A 24,652-nucleotide genomic window follows, 5' to 3' on the forward strand; every position below is an offset into this window, starting at 1 on the left:
GGTGGCGCTGATAATGTAAGAGATATTGAGGCTCTCTATACAACTGGTAACCCCTTAACTGGACCTATAACGGAAAAGTGGTTTATCGAATGTAAATACTATAAGAACGGAGTGCCGCTTCATGAGGTCAGTACATTTGATTAGGCGAGTGTAGAATGTGCAAGACATACAATGCCAGTCGTGTTATTGGAATTCCGGACGACGGCAGCCGAAGCACTGGTGAATGGCCGCACGGTCGCCGCTGTGCAGTCGGCGCGGGAGTCGGTGGCTGGCCATCCGGACTAATTACGTGGGCATCAGACGCGGCGGCGTTTCCATTGGACTTCATCGGACGTCACGTATGACGGCGTTAGCCACAGCACCGGTCAATCGCCGTTCGGTTGCCCAGCGACACCGGATGCAGCCGGCGAGGGAAACCAGAAAGAGCGATTGGAGTCGGTTGCTAGACATTCGGTCCAGATAAATGGACATCAGCCGCGGCGGCGGTTTCCACCGGACCTCATCAGACGTTCTGGACGACACAGCAACTGCAGCGCCGGTCAATCGCAACTTGGACACTGCAGCGCCACCGATCTACAACCGGATAGTCTGGTAGCTGCCGCAGTCGCCTAAATCGGTCGTATCAGTATCAATGGAAGGCAGCCGGCGTGGGGAAACTAGAAGGGGCGATTGGAGTCGGTCGCGGCCAGGGAGCGGGTCGACCCGCCTCTTTGGTATATGCGGTATCGGACGCTCCGGAAGAAAGCGTTAGCTGCAGAATCGGTGAATCGCTGCCTGGTTGCATATATTGTGTAAACACTCAAACCCATTAAAATGGAAGTAAGAGAAAGGTTGGGGAGAATACATGGGACTTTGGTCAAAAGAGCAACTTCGGGAATTCATTAAACAGAACAACTTAGTCACTGCTCAAGATGCTCAGAATGCCTTGAAAGATCTATTTGCTAAGACGATTCAGGAGATGCTGGAAGCCTAGATGGATACTCATTTGGGCTATGCGAAGCATGAGGTGAAGACGAAACTCCCCCCAAACAGTCGCAACGGAAAGAGCCGCGAAACATTAGTGAATGAGTACGGCTGTGAGTCGGTGTGCCTCGTCAATGATTAGAACCAAACGCCGTAGTTTTGATTTTCCTGCTTTCTCAAGCATGTAATTTACAGAAGACGACGACAGTATCGGATATTGATTTGTATGCTTTCTTAGACATTTGATTAAAATACGGATTTTGTGCAGATGTCTAAGAAAAACCGCGAAGCACCGCAGGTTTATCGATCCATGTTATTTACAGCATTACGCATCTCTTCATCTGTTAAGTGTGTATATATCATCGTTGTTTGTATAGATGAATGTCCTAATTGATTCTTTAACCTTGGTACATCATTGTTTTCCAAATGGTATCGCGTTGCAAATGAGTGTCTAAGTGAATGTACTGTTAGGGAGGGCTTTCCAAAGGCAGTAGCGTATTTTTCAATCAGCTTTTCAATCGAGCGCCCAGTCAATCGCCGGCTTTTTCCTTTACGGCCAACAGGAGCTGCAATGAATAAAAAGCTTTCGTTTTTTTCTGGTAAATATCTTGATTCTCTGATCTGCAGATAACTTTCTAAATCCATTAAAGCCTGTTTGCTAAAGTAAACGTATTGTTCTTTATCACCTTTGCGGATCACTCGAACTAACGCTTTATTCATATCCAGGTCATCCATATTAATGCCAGCAACCTCGGATAATCTAAGCCCGGAACCTAAGATCAACGAAACAATCGCAGTGTCGCGTTCACGGTTGAATTGATGAAATTTATAAATCCGTTTATTATCCTTATGCTTTTCGCCAAAATCATAGGCTACAAATTGTCTGAACGATTCAAAATCGTCTTCTCTAAGGATCTTTCCTTCAATGCGGTTTGCAATGGTTTCCTGGCTTTCTTTAACGGCATTCAGATCCATCTTGGCCATAACATTACGTTGAATATAAGGCTTCAGGTCACCTGTCTCAGCTTTGTTTTGAAGGTAATCAAACAACGATTTTAGCGAGGATAATTTTCGATTAATCGTAAGCTTCTTGTTCCCAAGCTGATAATCCAGGAATGACAAAAAGTTTTCAGTTTCTCGGATGGTTAATCGCTCAAGTGTTTCTAATTGTATTTCTTTCCGGATTGAAGAAGTTATATTCTCAGCGATAAGCCAATCGAAAAAGATAATGTAATCATGGCAATAATTAAGAAGTGTCGTCGGAGACAACTTGCGTTTTTTGCTATCGATAAATTCTGTAACATACCAAGGTAAATCAGACAGTTTTTCATCAATTCGTTGCATGTAGTGTATTTTCATTTGTTTATCCATATGTACGAACCTCCGTAAATCCAATATATCTCATTATTATTTATTCGTCAAATTATTATTTTACGTAAATATATTGAATTATGACCCTTGTAGGTCAAGATCATGGTCCCATTATTAACAAAGCCCTTATGGCAACAAACATAATCATTTTCTTAGTATAGGAAATCAAGATTTAATCAATTTAAAATTTTCAGGCAATCCATGGATATTTGTGCCACTAAACATGTTTTTTCAAAAATAGCTCTCTTTCTTCTTAAGTTATGATTAGGACAGAATTTTACATATGATGGTTATATTTACATATAAATTAATTTAGACTGACGACATTATCAATGACAGTACATGAGAAAAACAGTATTCTACAATATAAATGACAAATTCATTGTCATCTCTCTTATAGATTATATTACCTCCATCACTTTCCTACGATTGCATCATAACACTGACCGAAACACTCATCTCTCTACTTCAGTTGCAGCCTGTCGAAATTGTTCAACGCGATAATTTGAGTACCGACTTGTAAGCTGTCTGGTAGTTTCTATGCTGTACTTCCTCCCTTCTGGGCTTCCACGCAGCAGCTACGCCTGGCTCACTTCCTTTAAATACTTTTCTGCTCGACCCGGACAGCGTCTGAAGCACCAGAAATCCAACTGCTGCTCGATGGCACACCTACTGAAGATGGTGATCAGGAGGCGTACAGCCAATTATCAAATTCAAGCCCTTTTCCTGATTTCCCCCGCGACGACAGTGCCTGGCTAACCTCATTTGCTGCTTGTCCGCCCGATTCAAGGAGCAGCAGCGATCTGCATACAGTTCAGTGGCGTTGCTGCCTAAGGTCAGCTATCTACATCTACCGGCACTGATGCGGGCAAGGTCACAAGCGCTCCCCCTTCCTTGTATACCTGCGAAAGCTGCGCCTACCGTATTTCCTTTTTTGCTCATACGCCCTATCTGGGAGGAATCTGCGGCATCGGTGTTCAGGCTACAACTCGGCGGCTGCACAGGTCGGGCATCTACTACTTGTGCCGTCCATACCTTCTGGCGCACCTAACATCCGGCATCGATACAGGCATTTAAAAAAGGGCTAACCTTCACCCTTCTCCCAGAACCCGTCCTGTCTTGTCCTTGGCTATGCTGTTTATTCTTTAAGATATTTTGACGATCTTCATTTTATAATTGCAATAATAATTTCATACAACTTATAATTAATGACAATATACTTGATGAAGAAGACATGCTTAGACACATAATAAGATGATCTCATGAAAGGAACGTTGCTAATGGATATTGAGAAAGTGAAATTTAAAAAAGGAAACGAAGAGCAAAGGAAAAGGGTGCTTGAAAACTATTTTAAGTCAAGTAATGATCCCGAAAAACAACGTATAATTTTAAGTTACATTGAGGGTCTTGAACAAGCGGACATCAAATCTCTATTAGGAAATGCGCAGTTTCATCCATATTTCACAGTGAGGGATTATTCCGAATCTGTGTATTACATTAGTGATGATAGTGATGATGCTAAGGCCTTTATTCATGAAGTAATAAGTCATTTCCTAGAAAGAAGAAAATTGCCTGCAGACATAAGCCGAGTAGATATTTTAAGTCTTCTTTCTTTTCTTTTTTCAAAAGAGCATAACACAACGTTTACTGAATATAGGGATATCATCCTTCAGTGTAGTTACAAGAAATTTAGTAATTCACTACAAGAACGTAAAAAATACCTAGAAAAGCTACTAGAAGAATACAAACAGGAACATAAGAAGAACAATGATTTGGTTCAGAAAGAAAAACACTACTATAAGAAATTAATCATTATTAACAATAAGAAAAGCCTTGAAAGTTGGATGAAAAAGGTGAAAGAATTGTTAGACGAGCGTAAGCTTAGAACGTATATCTCTTTAGAAATGTCTCCTCACAGAATTCATCAATTTCATTTATTTTACAAAGATCCCTATTTCCCTAACGCAAAAACTTTTTCACCAGAAAATAGAAATGAACGTTTTCACTGGATGAGAAACTTACCTGCAGGAGACTATAGTAAATTTATGCAAACGAATGATACATCGTTTTTGGTGAAAAGCATACCTATTTTCATGGATACTTTGAAAAACTACCTTCTTACTAATGATGAATTCATACCAGGCATAGATATTCATAAAGAGGCTATACTTGAAGCAATTAATTCCTATGAAGCGGGTTTCAAACGGGCCGCTATAACGTTATTGCTCCGTGAGAACGAAGGTCTCGTTTGGGACTTGGCTCGGCGGATCGCAGAAAAGCATAACATAGAATTTGATAAAAAGAACAAAAAGATAAAGATGCGTAATTATACTGATTTCAAAGAAATAACATCACTTCCAATGCTACTAAAGCTTGAAGATTGGCCAGCTATTTTTAAAGGTCCACACAGAAAAGTGAATTTGGGTGGGAGGTTAGGTCAACTATCAATTGAATATTCAAATGAGCGAAATGCTATCATTCATGGAACTAGTATTGATTTAGATACGGATTGGAAATGGTTAGAACTTATGGGGGCCTGTTTGGACATCATATCAGTATTTGAAGAACTAGAGGGATGGGATCAAGAAGAGGAATTTATGTTTTAAGAAAACAAGTTACCTATTGACATTTATTTCACCACAAATGTCAATCTTCCTGTTCGCGATGAGGTAGGAAAAAGCTCTTCGCGAAGCGCTAGAGCTCTGGATTATTGAAAATCCTGATATATGGAAAAGATAATTATCAAATCGGCAAAAATATCATGTTCTAGTCCATTTTCAGCAATGGGATTAAGTTCTTGTCCTGAGCAAAGTACAAGAACTTGATCCCTTAAAACAGAAAGCCCACGCTAGTTCTAAGGGGATTATGTTCTTATCTACCTACATCCATTCCCATCTAATTCTCTCTCCTTTCCATCAAAACAACGTCAGGGATTTTTGACGTTGTTTTTGATAATCTGTTTGTTTATTAAGTGCCGGCGTACGCTCTATCCAGGAGCTTAAGTAAAAACCCGCGCAATGCGCGGGTTAATATATTTAGTTCTTATTCTCTAAGAGTTAAAAATAATTCAATAAAAGCTATAAAATCACCCTACTCTCGCTTCACGATAAGTATTTTTAATATTTGAATGAAAATATTTGCCTAACGATTCAGCAATTCTAAACTGATCATAGACATAAGAAGGAACGTCATAATAGTTCCAAACATGATGGTTACTTTTAAATTCCACCTCTAAAATTGCAGAATCATAATCATATCCAATTGACGATATCATTGTTGAATTAATATATTCTCTTTCCACAAGAACTCCTCCTAAATATGTTTTTGTTCTCGCATTGCAGTAATTACTTTTTTGTAATTGTCGTTATCACATTTAAAGTCTTGATTCCATTGTTGTGTTAAATCTGGATCATTACTGTTTGGCCTTGGAGTATACTCTTTAATTCTTATTCTAGAAGGTATTTCTATGGCTTCACCTACAACAATTGCTTCCCCCTTTCTCAAAGATGAAAGCAAATCAATTAGACTAGTCATATTATTTGGTGCTGCTGACTTTACCGTATTCTTATCAGAGCTATTTGTTAGTCGAAGTGCGATAAATGTACCAACTTGTGCAAGAATTGTTTCTGATATTTCAGATGGTCGTTGAGTCACCACCATTGCACCTACTCCAAACTTTCTCCCTTCTTTAAAAATTTTTTCTACAGCTTTCCTTGCATACCCATAAATATGATTACCTTCGTTTCTTGGTAAATACGAATGGGCTTCCTCATAAATCATTAGCAAAGGACGGTTACGCCCCGTATAAACTTCATTCTTGCCCCAATACATACTGTCATAAATAAGTCTAGTAACTATTCCTACTGTAATATCAATTAATTCAAAAGGTACTCCACTGAGATCTAGAATGGTTAAGCGTTCATCATGCTCCAGCCAGCTTCTGATTAACTCATCCAAATCCTTATTAGAATCAGTATCACTATAATCATCAGGGTTAAACATAAAATCAAATCGTGAATCCCTTAATCTTGAATATATCTTTTGTTCATAGGTATACATCATTTCATTTTTTGATTTGAAAGGAGCAACTGAACCTAGACTATAAGGCTTGAATTTAGCTGGAATAAGTTTCTTGTAGTCTCCCTCATTCTCAATTTCCTCGGTAGCGCGATTTTGTTCTTGAATACTTGCTTTTGAAAAAGTTCCGTGCACTTCCCGGTTAAGAGTGTGCCACATTAGTTTTATGTCAAAAGGTATAGGTGAGTCAGCTGTAACATAATTTTCTTGCACAATCCCTGCCTTTAATTTGTTTGCACTAATAATTTTGTACTTCAGTATTTCCTCACGAAGTCTTTTATCTTCTGGACGCTCCTGTCCATTCGGTCTGCCAGCTAGAAAAAATGAAAGTTCATCAAAATTCAAGGTCCAGAATGGAACAAACAACGGATTGTCCTTATCATTTATTTTAAAGATTTTACATTTATCTTTAAATGCCGTTGAATACTCCCCATGTATATCAATTAAAATCATTCTTGATCCATTATATGAATCTAATATTTCATTAAGTAGATGAGCAATTGTATTGGATTTTCCACTTCCTGTGGAACCAAGCACAGCGGAATGTCTAAGAACAAGATTCGGTAAATCTAAATAAACAGATAAATTTTCGCTTGATGAATGTCTTCCAATTTCAACTAAACCTCGCGTCTTGTTACCATATATCACCTTTAGATCTTCTTCTGTAACTATATGTGCTTCGTCATTAATAGTTGGAAACGTACCTAATCCTCTTTCAAACTTCATATTTCCTATTTGTTCTCCTACTAGTTGTACCTGTAAATATCTTGATCCTTTATTAGGCAATATATCATTATTAGAATCAATCAATTTATTAGGAGTATTACTTACTGAAGACACAATACCATACAAATTTATGTTACCTACTGGGATTTTAATAAGTGTTCCGATCTGTCCAATTCTGTATAGTCTTCCATTAATAATTGGTGCAGAGGAGGGGATGTCGTCGGAAACTTCTATTTCTATAGATGAACTATCTACATTAATCACTATTCCAAGATATGTAATATCAGTTTTCATAGTTTTTCTCCGAGGGTGCTAGCTACTTCTCTTCTAACACCAGTAATAAAATCAACAAACTTTAAGAAATCTCCTATTATTAATTCATCATGCTCCATATCCCAGTAACCTGAAACTTCATCTTTTTGTTGTTCTTTAGCATCAGGATTTATTTTCCATTCCCCTCGCTTACCACTAATTATGGCATGCTTTGGTGAATAAACTGATATATTTAGAAATTGTCGAATTTCATTTTCAATCGCAATCAACTCTTGGTTATCATAGAATAATGCTACTATATGCAGTCTATTGTTTTTTCTAAGGCCTTCAAAGATTATATCGTTTATATGCTCATCTCCGAACGAATAACCACTGATAATTAAGATTCCTTCGCCTTCCTTAAGATAACTTTTTAATCTATCGAAATAAGTAACAAATGGTTGTTTTCTTGAAGAATCATACTTCTCTCTTGACGGATAAATAACTAACTCACTTAAATGTTCTTTTTTTGATTGAACTCCTAGACGAACAACTTTCCCACTATTTGCGGTCGTTCCATTCTTCCAAAACCATCCTAATGAACCATGCAACTTCCACAATTTAGTCCATGACTGAGGCATTTCCTCTCTAAGAATTGCCCTTTCAACACTTTCGGGACAGAAAAAAGGTTCGAATGCACCAACAAATCCATCGAAATATGGAAGCATTAAATTTTCAAGTGAACGCTCAAAAATCATGTCATAATTAAATGTAAATATTTCTTTGCAATATTCATGGCTTGTTTTGTTGTACCATGAAAAGAATCTCTCAAACGTATGTAATTTATCAGGTGCAGTTGAGACAGCATGCGCTTCCGCTTCAGATAGAACAGAATATATACTATCGCAAATATCTTTGTCGAGTTCTTTTGCGTCATTACCATTAATGTTCACATAAGATTTTGATTGCATATCTCTAGTGATTTGCCGAATCATTCTAATTTTATTAAGTATATGCTCAATTGTAGGCTTAGCAATACCTTCACTAATTAGTTCTTCATCAATTTGATTTATAAGCTCTCTTTGAGTTTCTGACACCTTTGATATTACTGACTCACTAAGTCTAAAAATTCCTGGCATCCCTAAAGCCATTGAAGTTCCTGCTCCGAATAAGAATCCCAACTTTTTAGGAAACGATATTTGATTTTTAAATTCATTCATTTCTCTTATGGGATCATAATAAATTGACATAATTACCTCCGCTAAAATCAATTTCATCCTCATATAAAATTTTATCACATAATGTAATATTGTGGTATGTAACATTGCAATCTTCAAACCATTCTAAATTATCAATCTTTTAGTACTTTCTATTGAGAAATTTAGCTTTTATAAAATGAAATGATTCAATAAATAAAAAAAAAGTCCTTGAAGAGATCAAGAACTGAAATAAATATATTATTATAACAATATATTTTTCGACTATGTACTTTTCGTAAGTACTTGGTAAATGCAGATTGTAAATAAATCATTACTTAATTTCAAGCTTTCTTTCTAATATTTGTTTATAACTAATTGGGTTACCAACTATACTTAAATCTTCTCCGTCTTTATAGTTAAACAATCCATAATTGGTGTAGTGAAGATCATGCCCACGAGTTCCTTTAAATATTACTCCATCATAACCTAAATAATTGCAACATGCTCCAATAAAATTAGGTATAAGATAAGAGTGTTTTAACTGACGGCTTTCTATGCGAGTATCTGCAACAAAACCTTCAAATTCATTATTGAACTCTCCAATATCAAAAAGAAGAAGATTCCGTTCTAACTGAAATGTACCAATATCAACATCTTCATCATGAGCAGTATGTATTTCATATGGTACAGCTGCTTTGTCATCTGCTAAGTATAAAACTGGAACACCAATGGAATTGTAACGCCCATGACTTGAATAACCTGACGGCGGTGCCCACATGTCGGTACTAGTGTATGCTGGATTTAAATCGCTTTTTCTGTTCCTCCCTCTAAATAACAATGTATGGGTTCCATATTCATCTAATTTATATAAAATCCTTCCTTCTTCTAGTTCCTTGTGAAAACGAATTGCTTCAAATAATTTTTCACCAACGGGGCTTTTTGTACCTAACATTGGATGTTTAATTAAAACCTGTTCGAATTCTTTCATTTCTTCCACACTAATTTCAATTCCATATTTTTGTGCAAATCTAATATAATTAAAAAAGAAAAAGAAGAACACTATAGCCCGCCTCCAAACCTTTTTTCATGATAGCCACTTAAAATTAAGCATTAATATCCTGCTATCCTCATCATTTCTTCATAAGGTGCCCCCACCGCTGCCGCAATACGCTTTAGAATAGATGGTTCAGGAATTCCCCTTTTCCCCTTCTCTAACCAGTAAATATATTGTGAAGACACACCAACAGACTTAGCTAATGCGGTAAATGTAAATCTATTACGTTCTCGGTGTTGCTTTAGAAAAAAACAAAAGTTAGATACTGTAGATTGTGATTCTTCAGATCTCCTACTTACCAGTTCTGTAATAGGGATATGACTGATCTTATTAATAATATCTAAAGGTAATGAATCTAATTCAATAGCATATTTTATTTTTTCCTTATCCGCATCAAATATATCAACAATAGCATTTAGCTCTTGATCAGTTTTTGGTGGATAATAAAGATACTTATTTACATGTTTTATATCATGTGAAATCCCACGTTTATTAAGAGCTGCCGATAATTCTTTTAAAGTGTGCCAATTTCTTTCATTGTAATAACGGATAATCTCACTATAAAACATACTCATATAATTGACCCTCCTTAATTATTTCAGTATTTTTTTCTATTCAGGATTCTACAAAACATCCAATAATTCCTGCCAATATTATTGCTTATCTTAAATCCTGGTTATTAAGGTTTTGAAAGGGTAGTCCCTTTATTTATTCTTACAATATTAAAAGAAAGGACTTAAACATTTAATGTCAGCTTCATAATATGTGTCACAAATTATAAAATCATTATATTAATAAGATCAAAATACATAATATTAAAATTAAAAGAAATACGGGTTTTGTGAGGAAGTAGTGTATAAATTAATGGAAGCAACCAATTAGTTCCATAATATTACTAATTAGCTATCCATTACTGATATCTAAGCAATGTTCAAAACTGTTCAAAATCGCCGCCCTTTCCTAAGCAATTGATTCTTATTTAGTAATCGTATTATCTAAAACGAGTATTAAGCTTTTAAGCTCATCAAGTCACGCATAAAACTTTAAGTACTAATAATGTTTTTATTGTTTGCATTAGATTACATAACTCTCGATCATATAAAAAGTTAACTATTCCCAGTATTTAACTTTTATAATCATCCTCATACATGTTCATCTTTAAAGCTTTAATTTCAAAGCAACTCTTCAGCTATCCTTAATTGTCTTTCCCGTTCTTTAGTAGCTGCCTCTGCAACTGAAGAATGATCTGATATGTAATTCACCAGTTTTACTGCATAGTCACTGCAAACCATAGCGTGTCCTCGCATATGTCCAGTTGCAATGGCTTGTGCAAAAGAACGGGCAGCATACTTACTAGCCTCGGTTGTGGACTCTTTGGCTAATTCATTGACAATAAATCCAACTTTTCTTAAGTCAAAGGCTCTAATCTCACCAGTTATACGCTTTTCTAGCGTTTCTATACCTAAATCAATCCGCGGGTCATTTACAAGCTGCTGGACCAGATGATCCAGGTGCTCAACTGCTACTTTCAAAGCCCATTTGGCCAGAAACTTCTGCGGCAGCTCTTCAAGCGTTTCTTCAAGCCGATTTCTTAATTCATGGTTATCTACAATCTTTATCTTTGGACTAGTATAAGTAAACATGTTAGTTTCTCTTAATTGCTGTTCATGTTTATTCCATGCATATTCCTCAATATTCAACGAATCACTCCCCCATTACAACACGGCACTATTTAATTGCTTCAGATCTTCTTTTATAAAAAGAGTGTACCATACTGAAAAAATGTAAATTATCCATATTCTACGCGAATAGTCGCCTTTATTACTCCGATGCTGGGCAAACATCTCTTCGATGATATTCATATTGAATATTTCTTCAATGCCACTATAGCGTATTTGTTCAAACATTATATCTGAAATTGGAGTTTTGAGCCAATCACGAATGGGCACGGGAAATCCTAGTTTTGGGCGATTCACTATAGCTTCCGGAACGATTCCTTCCATAGCTTTACGCAAAGCAAGTTTTGTTGTTTTTTGCCCAATCCGATTGGACACAGGTATTTTACTAGCCGTCTCGAAAACCTCTTTATCTAAAAACGGGACTCTTAATTCTAATGAATGTGCCATGGACAGCTTATCTGCTTTAGATAAAATGTCTCCAGGTAACCAAAAATTCATATCAATAAACTGCATTCTTGTCGTAGGGTCTAGGTGAGCTGTCTTATCATAAAAAGGCTTAACGATATCCCTGGGATGTAAAAAGCTATTCTGAGCGTGTACCGATTCGTGGAGCAAGTTCATTTTACCGCTTTTGTTAAAAATATTAGCATTTCCGAAAAAACGCTCTTCTAAAGGTGTCAGACCTCGAAGTAAATAATTTTTCCCATAAAAATGATAGGGATATACGGATAATGATTTTCGTAACGAATCCTTTATAAAGTTAGGCATCCAGGTTATCGGTCTTAAAGCATTTGGCTCTCTATAGATTCTGTATCCTCCGAATAACTCGTCAGCGCCTTCCCCTGATAGGACAACCGTAACATGTTCTTTGGCAAGCTGGTTTAGATGATAGAGTGCAATGGCAGAAGGATCCGCTACAGGTTCATCTAGATGCCAGACCGTTTTCGGGATACTTTCAAAAAAGTCTTTTTGCGATAAGATGTGAAAATAATGATCTGTCCCCAGTTTGTCTGCTGTTTGATTTGCAATGATTGTTTCATTGTTCAGCCCTTCAAATCCAATCGAAAAGGTTTTTGTTGATTCTTCTGCTCTCATCATTGCAGCTATTGCGGTGGAGTCAATTCCACTGGACAAAAAACATCCTCTATCCACATCACTTTGTAAATGAAGGTTTACAGACTCTTTCAATTTCCACTGAATTTCTTCAGCATAGTCTGCTAAAGATCGTTCTACCGGTTGAAAATGGGGTTCCCAATATTTCTCGATCTTCATTTCACCATCCGAGTTAACAAATAATCGCTCCGCAGGTCCTAATTTATGAATGTGTTCAAACATCGTATCAGGATGCGGGACATACTGAAAAGTTAAGTAGCTGAATAAACTTTGATATTGAAGCTTTCTGGGTACCCCTTGCACTGCAAGTATGCTTTTAATTTCCGAAGCAAATAAAAGATTATTTTCGTCTTTGTAATAATAAAAAGGTTTGATTCCGAAATGATCTCTAGCAGCAAAAAGAGATTGTTCCCTAAGATCCCAAATCGCAAAACTAAACATTCCACGTAAATGATGGACACAGTCCTTGCCGTATTCCTCAAATAAATGCACAATGACTTCTGTATCTGATTGCGTCTGAAAGTGATGTCCTTTTAGCTTTAACTGATCTCGTAGTGTTTTATAATTATAGATTTCACCATTAAAAACAATCCAAAGGGTACGATCTTCATTCGTCATCGGTTGATTACCATCACGTAAATCAATTACAGACAATCTGCGAAAACCAAGTCCAATGTGAGAATCGAGCCATACTCCCTCATGATTGGGACCTCGGTGATTCATAACCCCTGTCATTTGTTTTAAGGTTTCTTCCTGTGGTGGCTGTCCATTATATTTTAATATTCCTGCTATTCCGCACATACTATGGTAGTCCTTCCTATAATAAAGATTAGGATATAGAGTGCCCATAATTGCTTTGATAAATTTATCATTTTTTTCTAAAGGATTCACTTATTTGAAAATACAAAAAAAGAAAAGCCTGTATTAGCAGGCTTTTCTCATTCATTCTTACTTTATCTCTCCCATAAAGCTTCTAAAGTTCTCGACGATATCTTTGGATCGGGTATGGTGCAAATAATGCTCCCCATCAAGCAACATCAATTTCCCGTGTAAGGAGTCTTTAATCTGTTCTTTATGCAGGGATTCCCAGCCTGGAACATCCGTATTTTCTTTCACTAGGAAGAAAATAACAGGAAGATCTTTAGGGAAATTTAATGTTTCCGTGACTTTGAAATTACTTTTAAAATGCTCTGCTTCGCTGATGATATTAGGATTCATCATGTTTTTAAGTGAAATCATTCTATTTTGTTCTTTAGTTTCCTCATCATCACTTGGTGTAACGATTTGGGCTGGATTGAGCTTTACCAGCAATCTCATAAATCCTGAGTTTTTAAGCAGCTTATAGGTTCCTGATGGAAATTCTTCATCGTTGCCCCCTTGTGTGGGTACGCTGCTGTCTATGCCTACGAATGCACTAACTTCGTTTTCGTATTTGTTCACATAGTCCAGTCCGTAAATTCCCGCTATAGAATGTCCCATCAGAATATAACGATCTATCTTTAATTCTTGTAAAGCTTCATGAAGCTCACTCACGATATTGTCGACCGTTCGTTCTTTTGTGGTGACATCGCTTAGTCCATAACCAAACGGTTCAACTACTACAACTTTATAGAAAGGAGTCAGTTCATCTACAAGTGGTTTGAAATCAATTACGGGTGATGCGGTTCCAAACCCTGGGAGTAACACGACTGTTTCCTTGCCTTGCCCTTGTATGGTAACATTCATCTTTTTCCCGTCGACAGGTACAAGCTGACCATAGGGTTCTATTTTTCCTTTCTCCACTTTATTGCTGATCACATTGACTGTAAAAACGATGACCAGAAAAAGTGCTAGGAGTATGACTATAGCGACTATTACTTTAAGTAAAATTAATAATGTTTTTTTCATACTTTCATTTCCTTCCTTGATGTTTCTTTTAGTTTCTCCAACTTCTGCACCCCTTCATGTTATCCCTTATCTTTTGTCTATTTCATTCTAACAATCCAGTCTTAGATCCTGTGTAACGCAAGTTTAATTGATTCTTAACTTTCAACAGCTCCTAATGATAACGAATTAAGCTTCTGTTAAGATTTATATAACAAAAAACACCTCTAGATATCCGTCGATCAGCCATAGGCTAATCTAACGTTATCTAAAGGTGTAGTTTCCACTTATTAGTTCATTGATTATTTACGCGCTGCACGAAGCTTCTCAGGGGTTACGTCATTTCCATCCGGATCTAAAATTGTCACTCCAGAAAGACTGTTACGAACTTGTCCACGAATTTCACGCAGATAGTCTTCACGCAATGCGATCTGTTCAACCCATTCGTCTTGTGTCAAGCCTACTTCACGTTCTTTCTTAGCTAATTCATTGATGCGAGTCAAACTTGTAATCATCTATGTTCCTCTTTTCTTAGTTTTAATTAGCTTACTAACGGTTATGGCGATTAGTTCCAGATTCAAGCTAAATTATCGGCCATTTGTTTCATAAGTCTTCTTAATAATAAACGTTCTTCAGGTATAATTCCGGCTAGTAATTTATCCAGCTGTTTGTTCCAGATCTGTTCCACAGGTTCGCAGAGATTACGTCCGGCTGGGGTTAGATACACTCGGCTAACTCTGCCATCTTCAGAATCTCTTTTTCGAACAACAAACCCATGATTTTCAAGAGATTTCACCATATTTGTTATGGTTGGAGGCTCACAATTCAAGCGTTCACTTAGCTGTATTTGTGTCATTCCATCTGTTCTCCATAACCGGCATAATAACTGTTCTTGACCCACATGAAGATTAAGTTCTCTAAGCAGTTCTGCATAATCTCTACGCATTTCCGCTGATATTCTATCCAGTAGTTCCCTTATCTCATCTTCTATCACAGATATTTCCTCCGTACTGCCTTACAAATTACTTAGCAAGCTAATAATATCACGATTTATTAAAAATTTCAAATAAATGTCCGGTAACGTTCATCCTTTCTGCTGACCAAACCATTAAAAAAGGAGTAAAACCACAAGATCACATAGATCTCGGTTTTACTCCTGCTTAGTCGACACTTGACTTCGTTCTCAATTATTTTGTGGAAGCCGTACTTCAAACATCGTCCGCACTACACTGCTTTGTGCAGAAACTGTTCCAGCATGTTGTTCCACAATGTTTTTAGTGATAAATAAGCCCAGTCCCGTACTCCCTGTGGGATGCGTTCGCGCTCGATCCCCGGTGTAGAACATATCAAAAATACGCGGCAGCTCTTCCGGATCAATACAATCTCCATAGTTAATGATCTCAATAACGACTTCGTTTTCCTCTAAATACCCATGAATATCAATAAATTGACCGTCGCTTCCATATCGCGCTGCGTTGGTGAGGAGATTCTCAAATACACGTGCCAGCAGCTCACCGTCACCCTCTATCTTCAGAGGTTGGGTTACATCTAAGCGGGAAGTAAGACCATTTTTCTCAAAAACGGGATATAACTCTTCATTTAACTGCAAAAGAAGCTCACTCAGGTCGATCGAGGTTTTTTCAAGCGTAAGCTTACCATAGTTCATTCTTGTGATTTCAAATAGCTCATCAATTAATTTTTCCAAACGTTGAGATTTAGTATAAGCAATCGTTGTATAATGTCTGGTCTGTTCTGGCGTTAATTCATTGTCCTTCAGGATAAAATCCAAATAACCTATAACGGAGGTAAGTGGTGTACGCAGATCATGTGCCAGATTTAATACAAGTTGATCTTTACTGCTCTCCGCAAAGTCGCCCCGCTCGATAGCTTCCTGAAGATGGTCAATAGCCAGATTGATATCATGGCCAATAAGGCCGAATTCATCTTTAGATGGGATATCCACCCGCTCCGAGAAATCACCCGATGCCAGCTGATGGATCCCTTTCGAGATTTCCTTGAAATAATTTGCATATGGTTTAGTAAATATAAAAAAGAATAAGATGGCCAAAGGAATGAAGATAATCAAAAACGCATTAACATCACCGATATCCCGCATCAAGTAGCGAACTTTAGTCAATGGATTTTCTAATAAGACCTCTGATCGATAATATCTCTGCAGAATTTTATAGATTGAAAAGGTAATTCCACCGGATACAAGCATACTGGCCATCAGCAGCATAATCATTTTTGTGCGAAAGCTATAGATCATTTTAGGCATTGGTTATATACCCTTCCCCTACTATTTATCTTTGTAGTGACAATGGTATATGAATTCATTCAAAATCTCAAATCCTTCGAATCAAAGATCTTTCCGCACAAAAATCCGCAGAGAAATGATATATGAACAGCTAAGCAAGAATACATAAGCCAGACCTAGGATTATAAAGGGAATGACCGTACCTTTCACTCCAAAACTCAACCATCTGTTCACATCAGGTATCCACTGGATCAAAAAGCTAAACACGTTCGGTCCAAACATAACAATCATCATAAAAACAAGATTAACCACTTGCGCTCCCTTTGCCCCTAACCAGTAATGAATCGGTAAATAAAGCATCGCAAGGAGAGGGAAAATGGATAACGTAATACCAACCTCTTGCCAAAAATGAGGGGTTACGGCTTTACCTGTTACAATAATCAGGAGATAAGTAAAGGACGTGGCTGCCAGCCCAACAAGCGCATACGGAAGGATCGAAAAATATTTGGCACGGACAAGCTCTTGTCTCCTTACAGGGAGATTAACGAGAAACCGTTGCGTCATCTGCTGAGTATCCATTGAGCAGGAGCTTATCAATAACAGCATGGGTGGCATTACCGTAAATAAACTGAAGCTATGATAGTTCGAGTAAGCTATAAAAATAAAAAAGGGGATTAGCAGCATCAGAAATTTACGCAGAAGAATGAAGTCTTTTTGAATTAAAAAAAATGATTTATACACTTTACGTCCTCCTTAGCTTATAACTCTTCCTTGCTAAACAATCGTAGTGAAATCCTATAAGAGCAGTACAATATGGAGAGATAAACAATCCCTATCAAACCAATCGACAACAGATGATCCTGCAGCTTTATGTCGGTAATTGTTAAGAAAAAGGATGAATTTGAGAGTGAAGATCCAGTGTTCAGGGTGGTAATCGTTATTACTACATTAAAAAGGATATTGAAGTAATAGTTTTTGGAACCAAGCCAATAATGAATCGGCAGATAAATAGACGCAGCCAAAGGAATCATAAGTAACGTTAAAGATACCCCTATCCAATAAAACGGGCTAATGGAATATCCAAATGAAAAGGAAATTAGTAACAAAGCTAAAGAGCAAACCAAACCGATGAAACAATAAGGAATAAGTGATAAGTATTTAGCCAAGATAATCTCTTGCCGTCTTACTGGTAACCCTATCACAAACTTTGTGTTGTTATTCTGTGCATCCATAGAACAGGAGTATACGAGCAACAGTAAAGATTGAAAAGTAGCAAACATGCTGGAGTTATCCAGTTGAACATATGCGATGAACAAGATACTCAAGAGAAATATAGGGATAAAATTCCGCAGGAGAATAAAATCTTTTCGAATCAGCAACAAGAGATTAAACATACAAAGCGTTTCCCTTTACCGTAAAATACATGATTTCTTCCAGAGTAGGCGTTTCGCATATGGCATGACCTCTAAAGAAGTGTTCCCCCTCAGAGCGATTGTTCAGAAGACCCTCGAAACCAACTTCCGTCTCTCTAAGCCCGATGAACCATTTTCGTACATCCCGATCAAGCAACTCTTTATTGCCTTTTACCAGCATATATTTGTTGGCTAGAGATTCTTTCATTTCATTAAATACTAGGTGCCCTTCGTTCACAAAAACAATATAGTCCGCGATCCGGTCCAAATCAGTCGTATTATGCGTTGAAAAAAGAATAGACTTCTTCTCATCCTGGATATGCTCACTAAGCAAATCAAGCAACTCTCTTCGGAATATAGGATCAAGTCCTGCAGTAGGTTCATCCATAATAAGCAGATCTGCACCATGTGATAAGGCAATGGCGAGCGAATACTTCATTTTCATTCCTTTGGAGAGCTCCTTAATCTTTTTCCGCGGGGAAAGCTTGAACATCTCTATGTATTTCCTATACGTTTCTTGATCCCAACGACTATAAAAAGGAGCAATAATCTTACTCATCTGATCGATGGTTAATTGATCGTAAAAGTAATTTTCATCGGAGACATAGCCAATCCGATCCTTATTCTCTGCTTCATGGATAGACATCTCTTGGTCAAAAATCTTGACGCTGCCATGATCAGGAAACACCATCCCCATCATCATTTTTATTAATGTTGTTTTCCCTGCCCCATTCGGTCCAATTAGCCCCGTGATATACCCTTCTTTAATACCGAACGTAAGTTCGCATAGGCTAAAATGGCCATATTTTTTAGATATTTGGTCCAATTGAATGACTTCTTTCATTCTGTCTCCTCCTCATAAAGCAATTTCAACATCTCACTAAACTCAGCAAAATTAATCCCCAGCATTTTACTCTCGTCGATAATCTCCTTCATTTTGTTCTCCATAATCCGTAGCCGTTGTTCCCGAATAAACTCCTGATCTGCACCAGAAACAAAGGAACCTTTCCCCACAATTGAATTGATAAGCCCTTCTCTCTCCAGTTCTTCATAGGCTCGTTTCGTTGTAATTACGCTAATCTGCAGCTCTTTGGCTAATAGCCGGATAGAAGGTAATGGGGTGCCAGACACTAACTCTCCTTGCAGAATCATCTGGCGGATCTGGCTGACAATCTGTGCATAGATGGGTTCACCGGAAGTGTTGGATATCAATATGTTCATGTAATCGTGCCCTCACTCCTAGTTTATGTGTTATCAATGTATATATGTAATATATACACTATACCCATTGTTGTCAATTACCTTTCTTGTATCGGCAAAAAAGCTGATTCCTAGGATCTAAGAACCAGCTAACACAGTTATCAGATATTTTCTCTATCACAATAATCCCGCACTTTTTAAAAAACGGCTAACAATATCTATCTGATAGCGAATCCGTAGCTCACGATCAAGGCTCCAGCAGGTTTCCACAGTAAATGCTTTAGCCCCTAATATACGGGTAACGGCTGCCCTTGAGGAGCCGGGGCGCTCCCGTAAACGGATATTAAAATGATAAGCGGTTTTGGGAATCGTTCGATTAATGCCTTTGATGACACGTTTTGCTGTACCTGTTCCTCGGCTTCCCGGAGTGACGATGATCGACTGGCCAAGTCGCTTCGGATTTTTTTGTGACAACCCATTTGCTTCATGAAGATCCAGAAACCAGGTGGGACGATATCTTAGTACTAGCTGTAGCAAAGCTGAAGCTAATGGATGTTTTGCCGCCGTTTTGCTAGAACGTGGAAAGGTGCGATTTAAATCGGGTACACCTCTGATCCGTTTGCGGTAAGCTTTTTGATTCATTAGAGGTACTACAATGATCGTGCCCCGGTGTATATACAACCTTCTCTGGTTAAAATGTTCTACAATGATCTGTGCGGCACGAATACTTCCTGTCTCATTCCCATGTATCCCCGACACCACCATAAAGACAGGACCAGGAAGCTCACCTCTAATCACATAATAAGGAGTAGCATAAGCTGTGGACGATGCTAAGGTATAGCTTTCAACGATCATAAAGGATCACCTCCACATTTAGATAATCCATATATGTGTATTCCGATGTCTCCCAGTTGTCCTAGACAGATAAGCAAGAAGAAACGACGTGGTCTTTTTTAAAGATAGCATTCGGTTTTCGTAGAAATACAATCAAAAAAAGCCTGATTTCTCAGGCTTCCTTAGTCCTAACTAGTTAATTTATTTATACGCCGGGAGCCAGTTTCCATGGGCTGTGATCAGCTCGTCGCACATATTTGTAATGTCATCCATCGACAATTCAGCTGCTGTATGTGGATCGAGCATTGCGGCGTGATAGATATGCTCTTTCTTATGGGTAATCGCTGCTTCGATCGTTAACAACTGTGTATTAATGTTTGTACGATTCAGTGCGGCGCACTGTGGAGGCAGATCTCCCACGTAGGTCGGAGTTACTCCGCTTCTATCTACTAAACAAGGGACCTCTACACATGCTTCTTTTGGCAAATTAGTGATAAGACCTGTATTCATAACATTGCCACCTATTTTGAAAGGCACATTAGTTTCGATAGCTTCCATAATATAAGACGCATATTCATGCGAACGTTCATGTTTAAGTTCTTTGTTATTAACCAATTCTTCACGCATTTGTTGCCAACGTTCAATTTGATCTACACAGCGGCGTGGATACTCGTCGAGTGGAATTTGAAACCGTTCGATAAGCTCTGGGTAATTACGTTTGATAAAATAAGGATGATACTCTGCGTTATGTTCCGAAGATTCCGTAATGTAGTAACCGAATTTAAGCATCATTTCATAACGGACCATGTCTCCGTGATGTTCTTGTTGCTTCTCAGCGGCACGGCGTTTAATTTCCGGATACAAATCCTCGCCGTCTTTAGTAACCTCCAATAACCAAGCCATATGGTTAATCCCAGCGATCTTAGCCTGAACACCTGTCTGATCCATACCCAGATGCTCGAACAAGCCCGGAATACAATGCTGCACACTATGACATAATCCCACCGTCTTTACACCGCCATAGGTATTCATCACATTGGTCAGAACTGCCATAGGATTCGTATAGTTCATAAAGAGTGCGTCCGGACAAACCTCCCGTACATCCGCAGCAAAGTCCAGCATCACTGGAATAGTACGCAGGTTACGGAAAATCCCACCTATGCCAACTGTGTCCGCAATCGTTTGCCGCAAGCCATATTTCTTCGGAATTTCAAAATCTGTGATGGTGCAAGGATCGTAACCTCCCACTTGGATTGCATTAATGACATATTTAGCTCCACGCAAAGCTTCTTTACGATCCGTATAGGATTTCACAACACAAGTGCTGCCGCTGCTCTCTTTTATATTATTTAGCATATTCTCGGAATCTTTCAGGCGTTGTAGATCAATATCATACAGGGCAAGTTCAAACCCTTGCAGGGCTGGCGTTCTCATACAATCTCCCAACACGTTTTTGGCAAATACGGTGCTACCCGCTCCGATAAATGTAATTTTAGACATGTGAAATATTCCTCCTTATAGGTGAGGTGAACGGTATTAACATCGCAGTTTTATGGAATAGAGTAAACTATAATTCCCTTATAAACACTAGGATGTCAGGTCATAACCGTCTGCTCTCTTCACTAATCACTATAAATGAGAGCGGTCCCAATGAGTATGGAGAAATACAAGAGATATATGGACGTTTGTTGCATTTGTATATTCAATCCTATAATCTAAATGTATTATAAAAGCAATCTTGGGGAGGTTCTAAGTAAATGGCTTCAGAGCATTATCATTTTACAGCAGGGTTTAATCTGGCTCCCGATGATCATGACCTATCTGTATTATTCAGCGGAGAAGGCAAACCCGTTCCTGGCCATAAAATGGGCCCATCTGTTCATGATTACTATCTCATTCATACAGTAATTGATGGGGAAGGAGTTTTTCAAAGTGGCAGTAATTCGCAGGGATGTAGTAAGGGGGATACCTTTGTTATTTTTCCGGGGGCGTTATTTAGCTATCAGGCAGACATGGATCGTCCGTGGACATATGTATGGGTGGCCTTACAAGGGGAAGCGGTTGAACAGCTACTACACGAAGTGGGAATTACAAGGGACAAGCCAATAATCCACTTAGATAACCTAATAGAGATACATAAAGTATATGAACATATTCGTTTATCCTTTCAGCAATCTGCTTATCCTCGACTGGAGAGCTTAGAAGCTTCGGGTTGGCTGCGGCTGCTAGTGCACAAATTCGGTGTTGCGAACATAAGTTCACTTCCCTCTCAATCGATAGAATTACCGGATGTTATCGACCGTCAGATCGATCAAGCGATCCGTTGGATTTCTCTACAGTTTCATCAACAGATCAGTATCGACCATATGGCATCGTCTCTAGGCTATCATAGGGCGCACCTCTCTAAAGTCTTTAAACAAAAGATCGGCATGTCTCCCAAACAATATTTATTAAAGGTTCGTATGGATAAAGCAAAAAAACTGCTAGGAGGCACGCTGACCATCGACCAGATCTCTTCCTCGGTCGGTTTCAATGACGCGTTATACTTCTCCAAGCAGTTCCGTAAGTGGAGCGGCATGTCTCCCAGTGAATTTCGAAATCATCTTCGAACGGGCAAGTGATTGATGTATCTTACGTTTCTTTCATGGCTTTAGATAAAATTGAGCTAACAAACGTTGTCTTTCCTTCACAATAAGCATCAATGTCATAACGATGTTGTTCTGCCAAGCGTTGTTTGACCTCTGCATACGCTTGACGCGCTGCTGTATTCGATCGCAGATAGTCTCTGAAAGCGATATGCTCCAAGTAGCCTTTTCCATCCTTAGGACATACATACAGATGATATTTCATAAATCCATCTTCCTGAAGTCTTTGAAACGCTTCTCTTCCCTCTATTCCCAAGTTCCCTTGGTGTTCATATCCATGCTGTTGTAAACGTTCTATGATTTGTGGGAGTACATCGTAGCTGTCCATCACAAGATCAAGGTCGATGATAGGTTTAGCAGCTAGCCCTTCAATCGAAGTACTGCCCACATGCTCGATAGAAATAATAAGATCTCCGACATAAGATAAGAGCTGTTCTTTTAATCTATTGAATTCTGCCTTCCACTCTGGGTTATACGGGACAACCTCTATAACTTTCGTCTTCTCAGCGATGATCAAACACCTCCCGGGTATAATAAAAGGTACTGTAATACGTTTCTAGCTAGTCTCTGGTATATCCTCTTTCTCGATCACTCTATAGACGATCCATATGCATAAAGCGGCTACAACTAGCGTTCCCCCCATTAAGCAGACACCACTCCAGCCCCAATGCTGCCATGCAAAACTTCCCAGCGTGGATCCAATCGCTCCACCTGTAAAAGTGCTGACCATAAAAACAGTATTAATACGACTGCGAGCCGCTGGTTCAAGTGCATATATGCGTGTTTGGTTACTGACCTGTGATCCCTGTACCCCAAGATCCAGAATTATAACTCCTGCAATCAAACTCCAGATCGTAAATCCGGCTAATCCAAAAAATCCGTAAGCAATTAATGTAATTAACAGTAGGATTCCTACAATCTTTTTGGGAGCAATTCTGTCTGCTAACCTCCCGATAAATGGAGCACCAGCAGCACCTGCTACACCAATAAGACCAAACAATCCTGTAATAGAGCTACTGTAGTGATAAGGTTCTCCTTCCAGAAAGAAAGCTAGAGAAGTCCAGAACACACTAAAGCCGCCAAACATGCAAGCCCCAATTAAAGATGACTCACGAAGCGTCGAATATCTGCGAATCAGTTGTCCCATTGATTTCAGCAGATCGGAGTACGAGGAATTATTGTCTGGTTTCGTTGCCGGGATTAGCCGATAAAGAATAAGGGATAACAATAACATGACTACTGCGGCAATCCAGTACATCGCTCTCCAGCCGAACATATCCCCTATAATTCCGGATATTGTTCTTGCTAGCAAAATACCAAAAAACAATCCGCTCATTACAGTGCCTATAACCTTCCCCCGCTCCTCCGGTAAAGCTAACTCAGCCGAGAGAGGAATGATGACCTGCGGCACCACCGTAGTTATGCCGATAGCAAAGCTGGCGATATACATCCAAGTGAGGTTTTGTGCGGTAGCGAAACCAATTAGTGACAGTGATACAGCAATAAGAAGTCCTGATATCAGTGTTCTGCGTTCACGAATGTCACCTAGTGGAACAAAAAATAACATTCCCAGCGCGTAGCCGATTTGAGTAAGCATCGATACATATCCCACTGCGTTAGAGGAAGCATTAAATGTGCGTCCTATCTCAGCTAGGAGCGGCTGATTATAATACATATTTGCCACGCTTAGTCCTGATGCAATGGCTAGAATTAGGATGAATTGCTTAGATAGACCTTCTCCTACACGAACAGCAGCGCCTGTGATAGATTGTGTCATGAAATTATGTGCCTCCGTTCACGTATGCTGCTTCAAACAGCGAGCTTTATTTTCCCTAATATATTATAACAGTCAATGTCAACCTTCCTTCTTCAATAGATTAATGATTAGTAAAGGAAAAAATATAAATATCTGCATAAGTACAATTTATAGTAAAATATATAAATCTGAGCTAGGAGTGGATGGACGTGCACCAGAACGAACGAATCATAAACAAATTACAAACGAAT

23 protein-coding genes are annotated in these 24,652 nt (G+C 38.5%); 4 read left to right on the forward strand and 19 right to left on the reverse strand.

Annotated features, from left to right (window positions below; genetic code table 11):
- Positions 1–155: 155 nt before the first annotated feature.
- Together MHI32_RS16130 and MHI32_RS16135 are read left to right on the forward strand one after the other, a co-directional pair.
- Positions 156–344: a hypothetical protein gene (locus MHI32_RS16130; RefSeq protein WP_340010259.1), complete on the forward strand. Its 189-nt coding sequence runs from the start codon at positions 156–158 to the stop codon at positions 342–344.
- A gap of 500 nt (positions 345–844) precedes the next feature.
- Positions 845–973, forward strand: a complete 129-nt coding sequence (locus tag MHI32_RS16135; protein ID WP_340010261.1) for a hypothetical protein — start codon at positions 845–847, stop codon at positions 971–973.
- Between the two features lie 290 nt (positions 974–1,263).
- Here the strand turns inward: MHI32_RS16135 and xerS are convergent, their stop codons facing one another.
- On the reverse strand, positions 1,264–2,334 hold the full coding sequence (gene xerS, locus MHI32_RS16140) for a tyrosine recombinase XerS (RefSeq protein WP_340010263.1): 1,071 nt from the start codon (positions 2,332–2,334) through the stop codon (positions 1,264–1,266).
- Positions 2,335–3,614: 1,280 nt separating this feature from the next.
- Here xerS and MHI32_RS16145 point away from each other — a divergent pair.
- Positions 3,615–4,940, forward strand: coding sequence for a hypothetical protein (locus MHI32_RS16145; protein WP_340010264.1), 1,326 nt, complete (start codon positions 3,615–3,617; stop codon positions 4,938–4,940).
- Between the two features lie 479 nt (positions 4,941–5,419).
- On the opposite strand, the gene MHI32_RS16150 is transcribed toward MHI32_RS16145, so the two are convergent.
- The 16 genes from MHI32_RS16150 to MHI32_RS16225 all read right to left on the reverse strand — a co-directional run bounded on the left by MHI32_RS16150 (position 5,420) and on the right by MHI32_RS16225 (position 21,500).
- Positions 5,420–5,635 carry a KTSC domain-containing protein gene (locus MHI32_RS16150; protein WP_340010265.1) on the reverse strand — a complete coding sequence of 72 codons (216 nt, stop codon included), beginning with the start codon at positions 5,633–5,635 and terminating at the stop codon, positions 5,420–5,422.
- An 11-nt stretch (positions 5,636–5,646) separates the two neighbouring features.
- The gene (locus MHI32_RS16155) at positions 5,647–7,431 is read right to left on the reverse strand and encodes an ATP-binding protein (protein ID WP_340010266.1); all 1,785 of its coding nucleotides are present in this window, start codon (positions 7,429–7,431) and stop codon (positions 5,647–5,649) included.
- Complete coding sequence (locus MHI32_RS16160; RefSeq protein ID WP_340010267.1) at positions 7,428–8,639, reverse strand: SIR2 family protein; 1,212 nt, start codon at positions 8,637–8,639, stop codon at positions 7,428–7,430. Before MHI32_RS16160 ends, MHI32_RS16155 begins: the two co-directional genes overlap by 4 nt.
- 280 nt (positions 8,640–8,919) lie before the next feature.
- Positions 8,920–9,648, reverse strand: coding sequence for an RES family NAD+ phosphorylase (locus MHI32_RS16165; protein ID WP_340010268.1), 729 nt, complete (start codon positions 9,646–9,648; stop codon positions 8,920–8,922).
- A gap of 50 nt (positions 9,649–9,698) precedes the next feature.
- Positions 9,699–10,217, reverse strand: coding sequence for a helix-turn-helix transcriptional regulator (locus MHI32_RS16170; RefSeq protein WP_340010269.1), 519 nt, complete (start codon positions 10,215–10,217; stop codon positions 9,699–9,701).
- 597 nt (positions 10,218–10,814) lie between these two features.
- On the reverse strand, positions 10,815–11,342 hold the full coding sequence (locus tag MHI32_RS16175) for a putative immunity protein (RefSeq protein ID WP_081383441.1): 528 nt from the start codon (positions 11,340–11,342) through the stop codon (positions 10,815–10,817).
- A gap of 15 nt (positions 11,343–11,357) precedes the next feature.
- On the reverse strand, positions 11,358–13,235 hold the full coding sequence (asnB, locus tag MHI32_RS16180) for an asparagine synthase (glutamine-hydrolyzing) (protein ID WP_340010270.1): 1,878 nt from the start codon (positions 13,233–13,235) through the stop codon (positions 11,358–11,360).
- A gap of 147 nt (positions 13,236–13,382) precedes the next feature.
- Positions 13,383–14,321 carry an alpha/beta hydrolase gene (locus MHI32_RS16185; RefSeq protein ID WP_076190247.1) on the reverse strand — a complete coding sequence of 313 codons (939 nt, stop codon included), beginning with the start codon at positions 14,319–14,321 and terminating at the stop codon, positions 13,383–13,385.
- 278 nt (positions 14,322–14,599) lie between these two features.
- Positions 14,600–14,812: a DUF896 domain-containing protein gene (locus tag MHI32_RS16190; protein ID WP_340010272.1), complete on the reverse strand. Its 213-nt coding sequence runs from the start codon at positions 14,810–14,812 to the stop codon at positions 14,600–14,602.
- Positions 14,813–14,874: 62 nt separating this feature from the next.
- Positions 14,875–15,291, reverse strand: coding sequence for a MarR family transcriptional regulator (locus MHI32_RS16195; RefSeq protein ID WP_248548678.1), 417 nt, complete (start codon positions 15,289–15,291; stop codon positions 14,875–14,877).
- 189 nt (positions 15,292–15,480) lie between these two features.
- Positions 15,481–16,575: a HAMP domain-containing sensor histidine kinase gene (locus MHI32_RS16200; protein WP_036676951.1), complete on the reverse strand. Its 1,095-nt coding sequence runs from the start codon at positions 16,573–16,575 to the stop codon at positions 15,481–15,483.
- 81 nt (positions 16,576–16,656) lie between these two features.
- Positions 16,657–17,295: an ABC-2 transporter permease gene (locus MHI32_RS16205; protein ID WP_076184854.1), complete on the reverse strand. Its 639-nt coding sequence runs from the start codon at positions 17,293–17,295 to the stop codon at positions 16,657–16,659.
- Between the two features lie 645 nt (positions 17,296–17,940).
- Positions 17,941–18,810, reverse strand: coding sequence for an ABC transporter ATP-binding protein (locus tag MHI32_RS16210; protein WP_076126629.1), 870 nt, complete (start codon positions 18,808–18,810; stop codon positions 17,941–17,943).
- On the reverse strand, positions 18,807–19,187 hold the full coding sequence (locus tag MHI32_RS16215) for a GntR family transcriptional regulator (RefSeq protein ID WP_076126630.1): 381 nt from the start codon (positions 19,185–19,187) through the stop codon (positions 18,807–18,809). The genes MHI32_RS16210 and MHI32_RS16215 overlap by 4 nt, the downstream gene beginning before the upstream one ends.
- A gap of 156 nt (positions 19,188–19,343) precedes the next feature.
- Positions 19,344–20,021, reverse strand: coding sequence for a succinylglutamate desuccinylase/aspartoacylase family protein (locus MHI32_RS16220; RefSeq protein ID WP_076126632.1), 678 nt, complete (start codon positions 20,019–20,021; stop codon positions 19,344–19,346).
- Between the two features lie 180 nt (positions 20,022–20,201).
- Complete coding sequence (locus MHI32_RS16225; RefSeq protein ID WP_076303657.1) at positions 20,202–21,500, reverse strand: alpha-glucosidase/alpha-galactosidase; 1,299 nt, start codon at positions 21,498–21,500, stop codon at positions 20,202–20,204.
- Between the two features lie 257 nt (positions 21,501–21,757).
- Here MHI32_RS16225 and MHI32_RS16230 point away from each other — a divergent pair, with 257 nt between their 5' ends.
- Positions 21,758–22,621, forward strand: coding sequence for an AraC family transcriptional regulator (locus MHI32_RS16230; RefSeq protein ID WP_076126635.1), 864 nt, complete (start codon positions 21,758–21,760; stop codon positions 22,619–22,621).
- A gap of 10 nt (positions 22,622–22,631) precedes the next feature.
- Here MHI32_RS16230 and MHI32_RS16235 read toward each other — a convergent pair whose 3' ends face one another.
- Both MHI32_RS16235 and MHI32_RS16240 read right to left on the reverse strand, forming a co-directional pair.
- Positions 22,632–23,156 (reverse strand): GrpB family protein, encoded by a 525-nt coding sequence (locus MHI32_RS16235; protein WP_076126799.1) that lies wholly within the window; start codon positions 23,154–23,156, stop codon positions 22,632–22,634.
- A gap of 45 nt (positions 23,157–23,201) precedes the next feature.
- A complete protein-coding gene (locus tag MHI32_RS16240; RefSeq protein WP_076126637.1) occupies positions 23,202–24,422 on the reverse strand; it encodes an MFS transporter in 1,221 nt (406 codons plus the stop codon).
- Positions 24,423–24,652 lie beyond the last annotated feature (230 nt).

Source organism: Paenibacillus sp. FSL H7-0690 (assembly GCF_037980415.1).
Classification (GTDB): domain Bacteria; phylum Bacillota; class Bacilli; order Paenibacillales; family Paenibacillaceae; genus Paenibacillus_AQ; species Paenibacillus_AQ odorifer.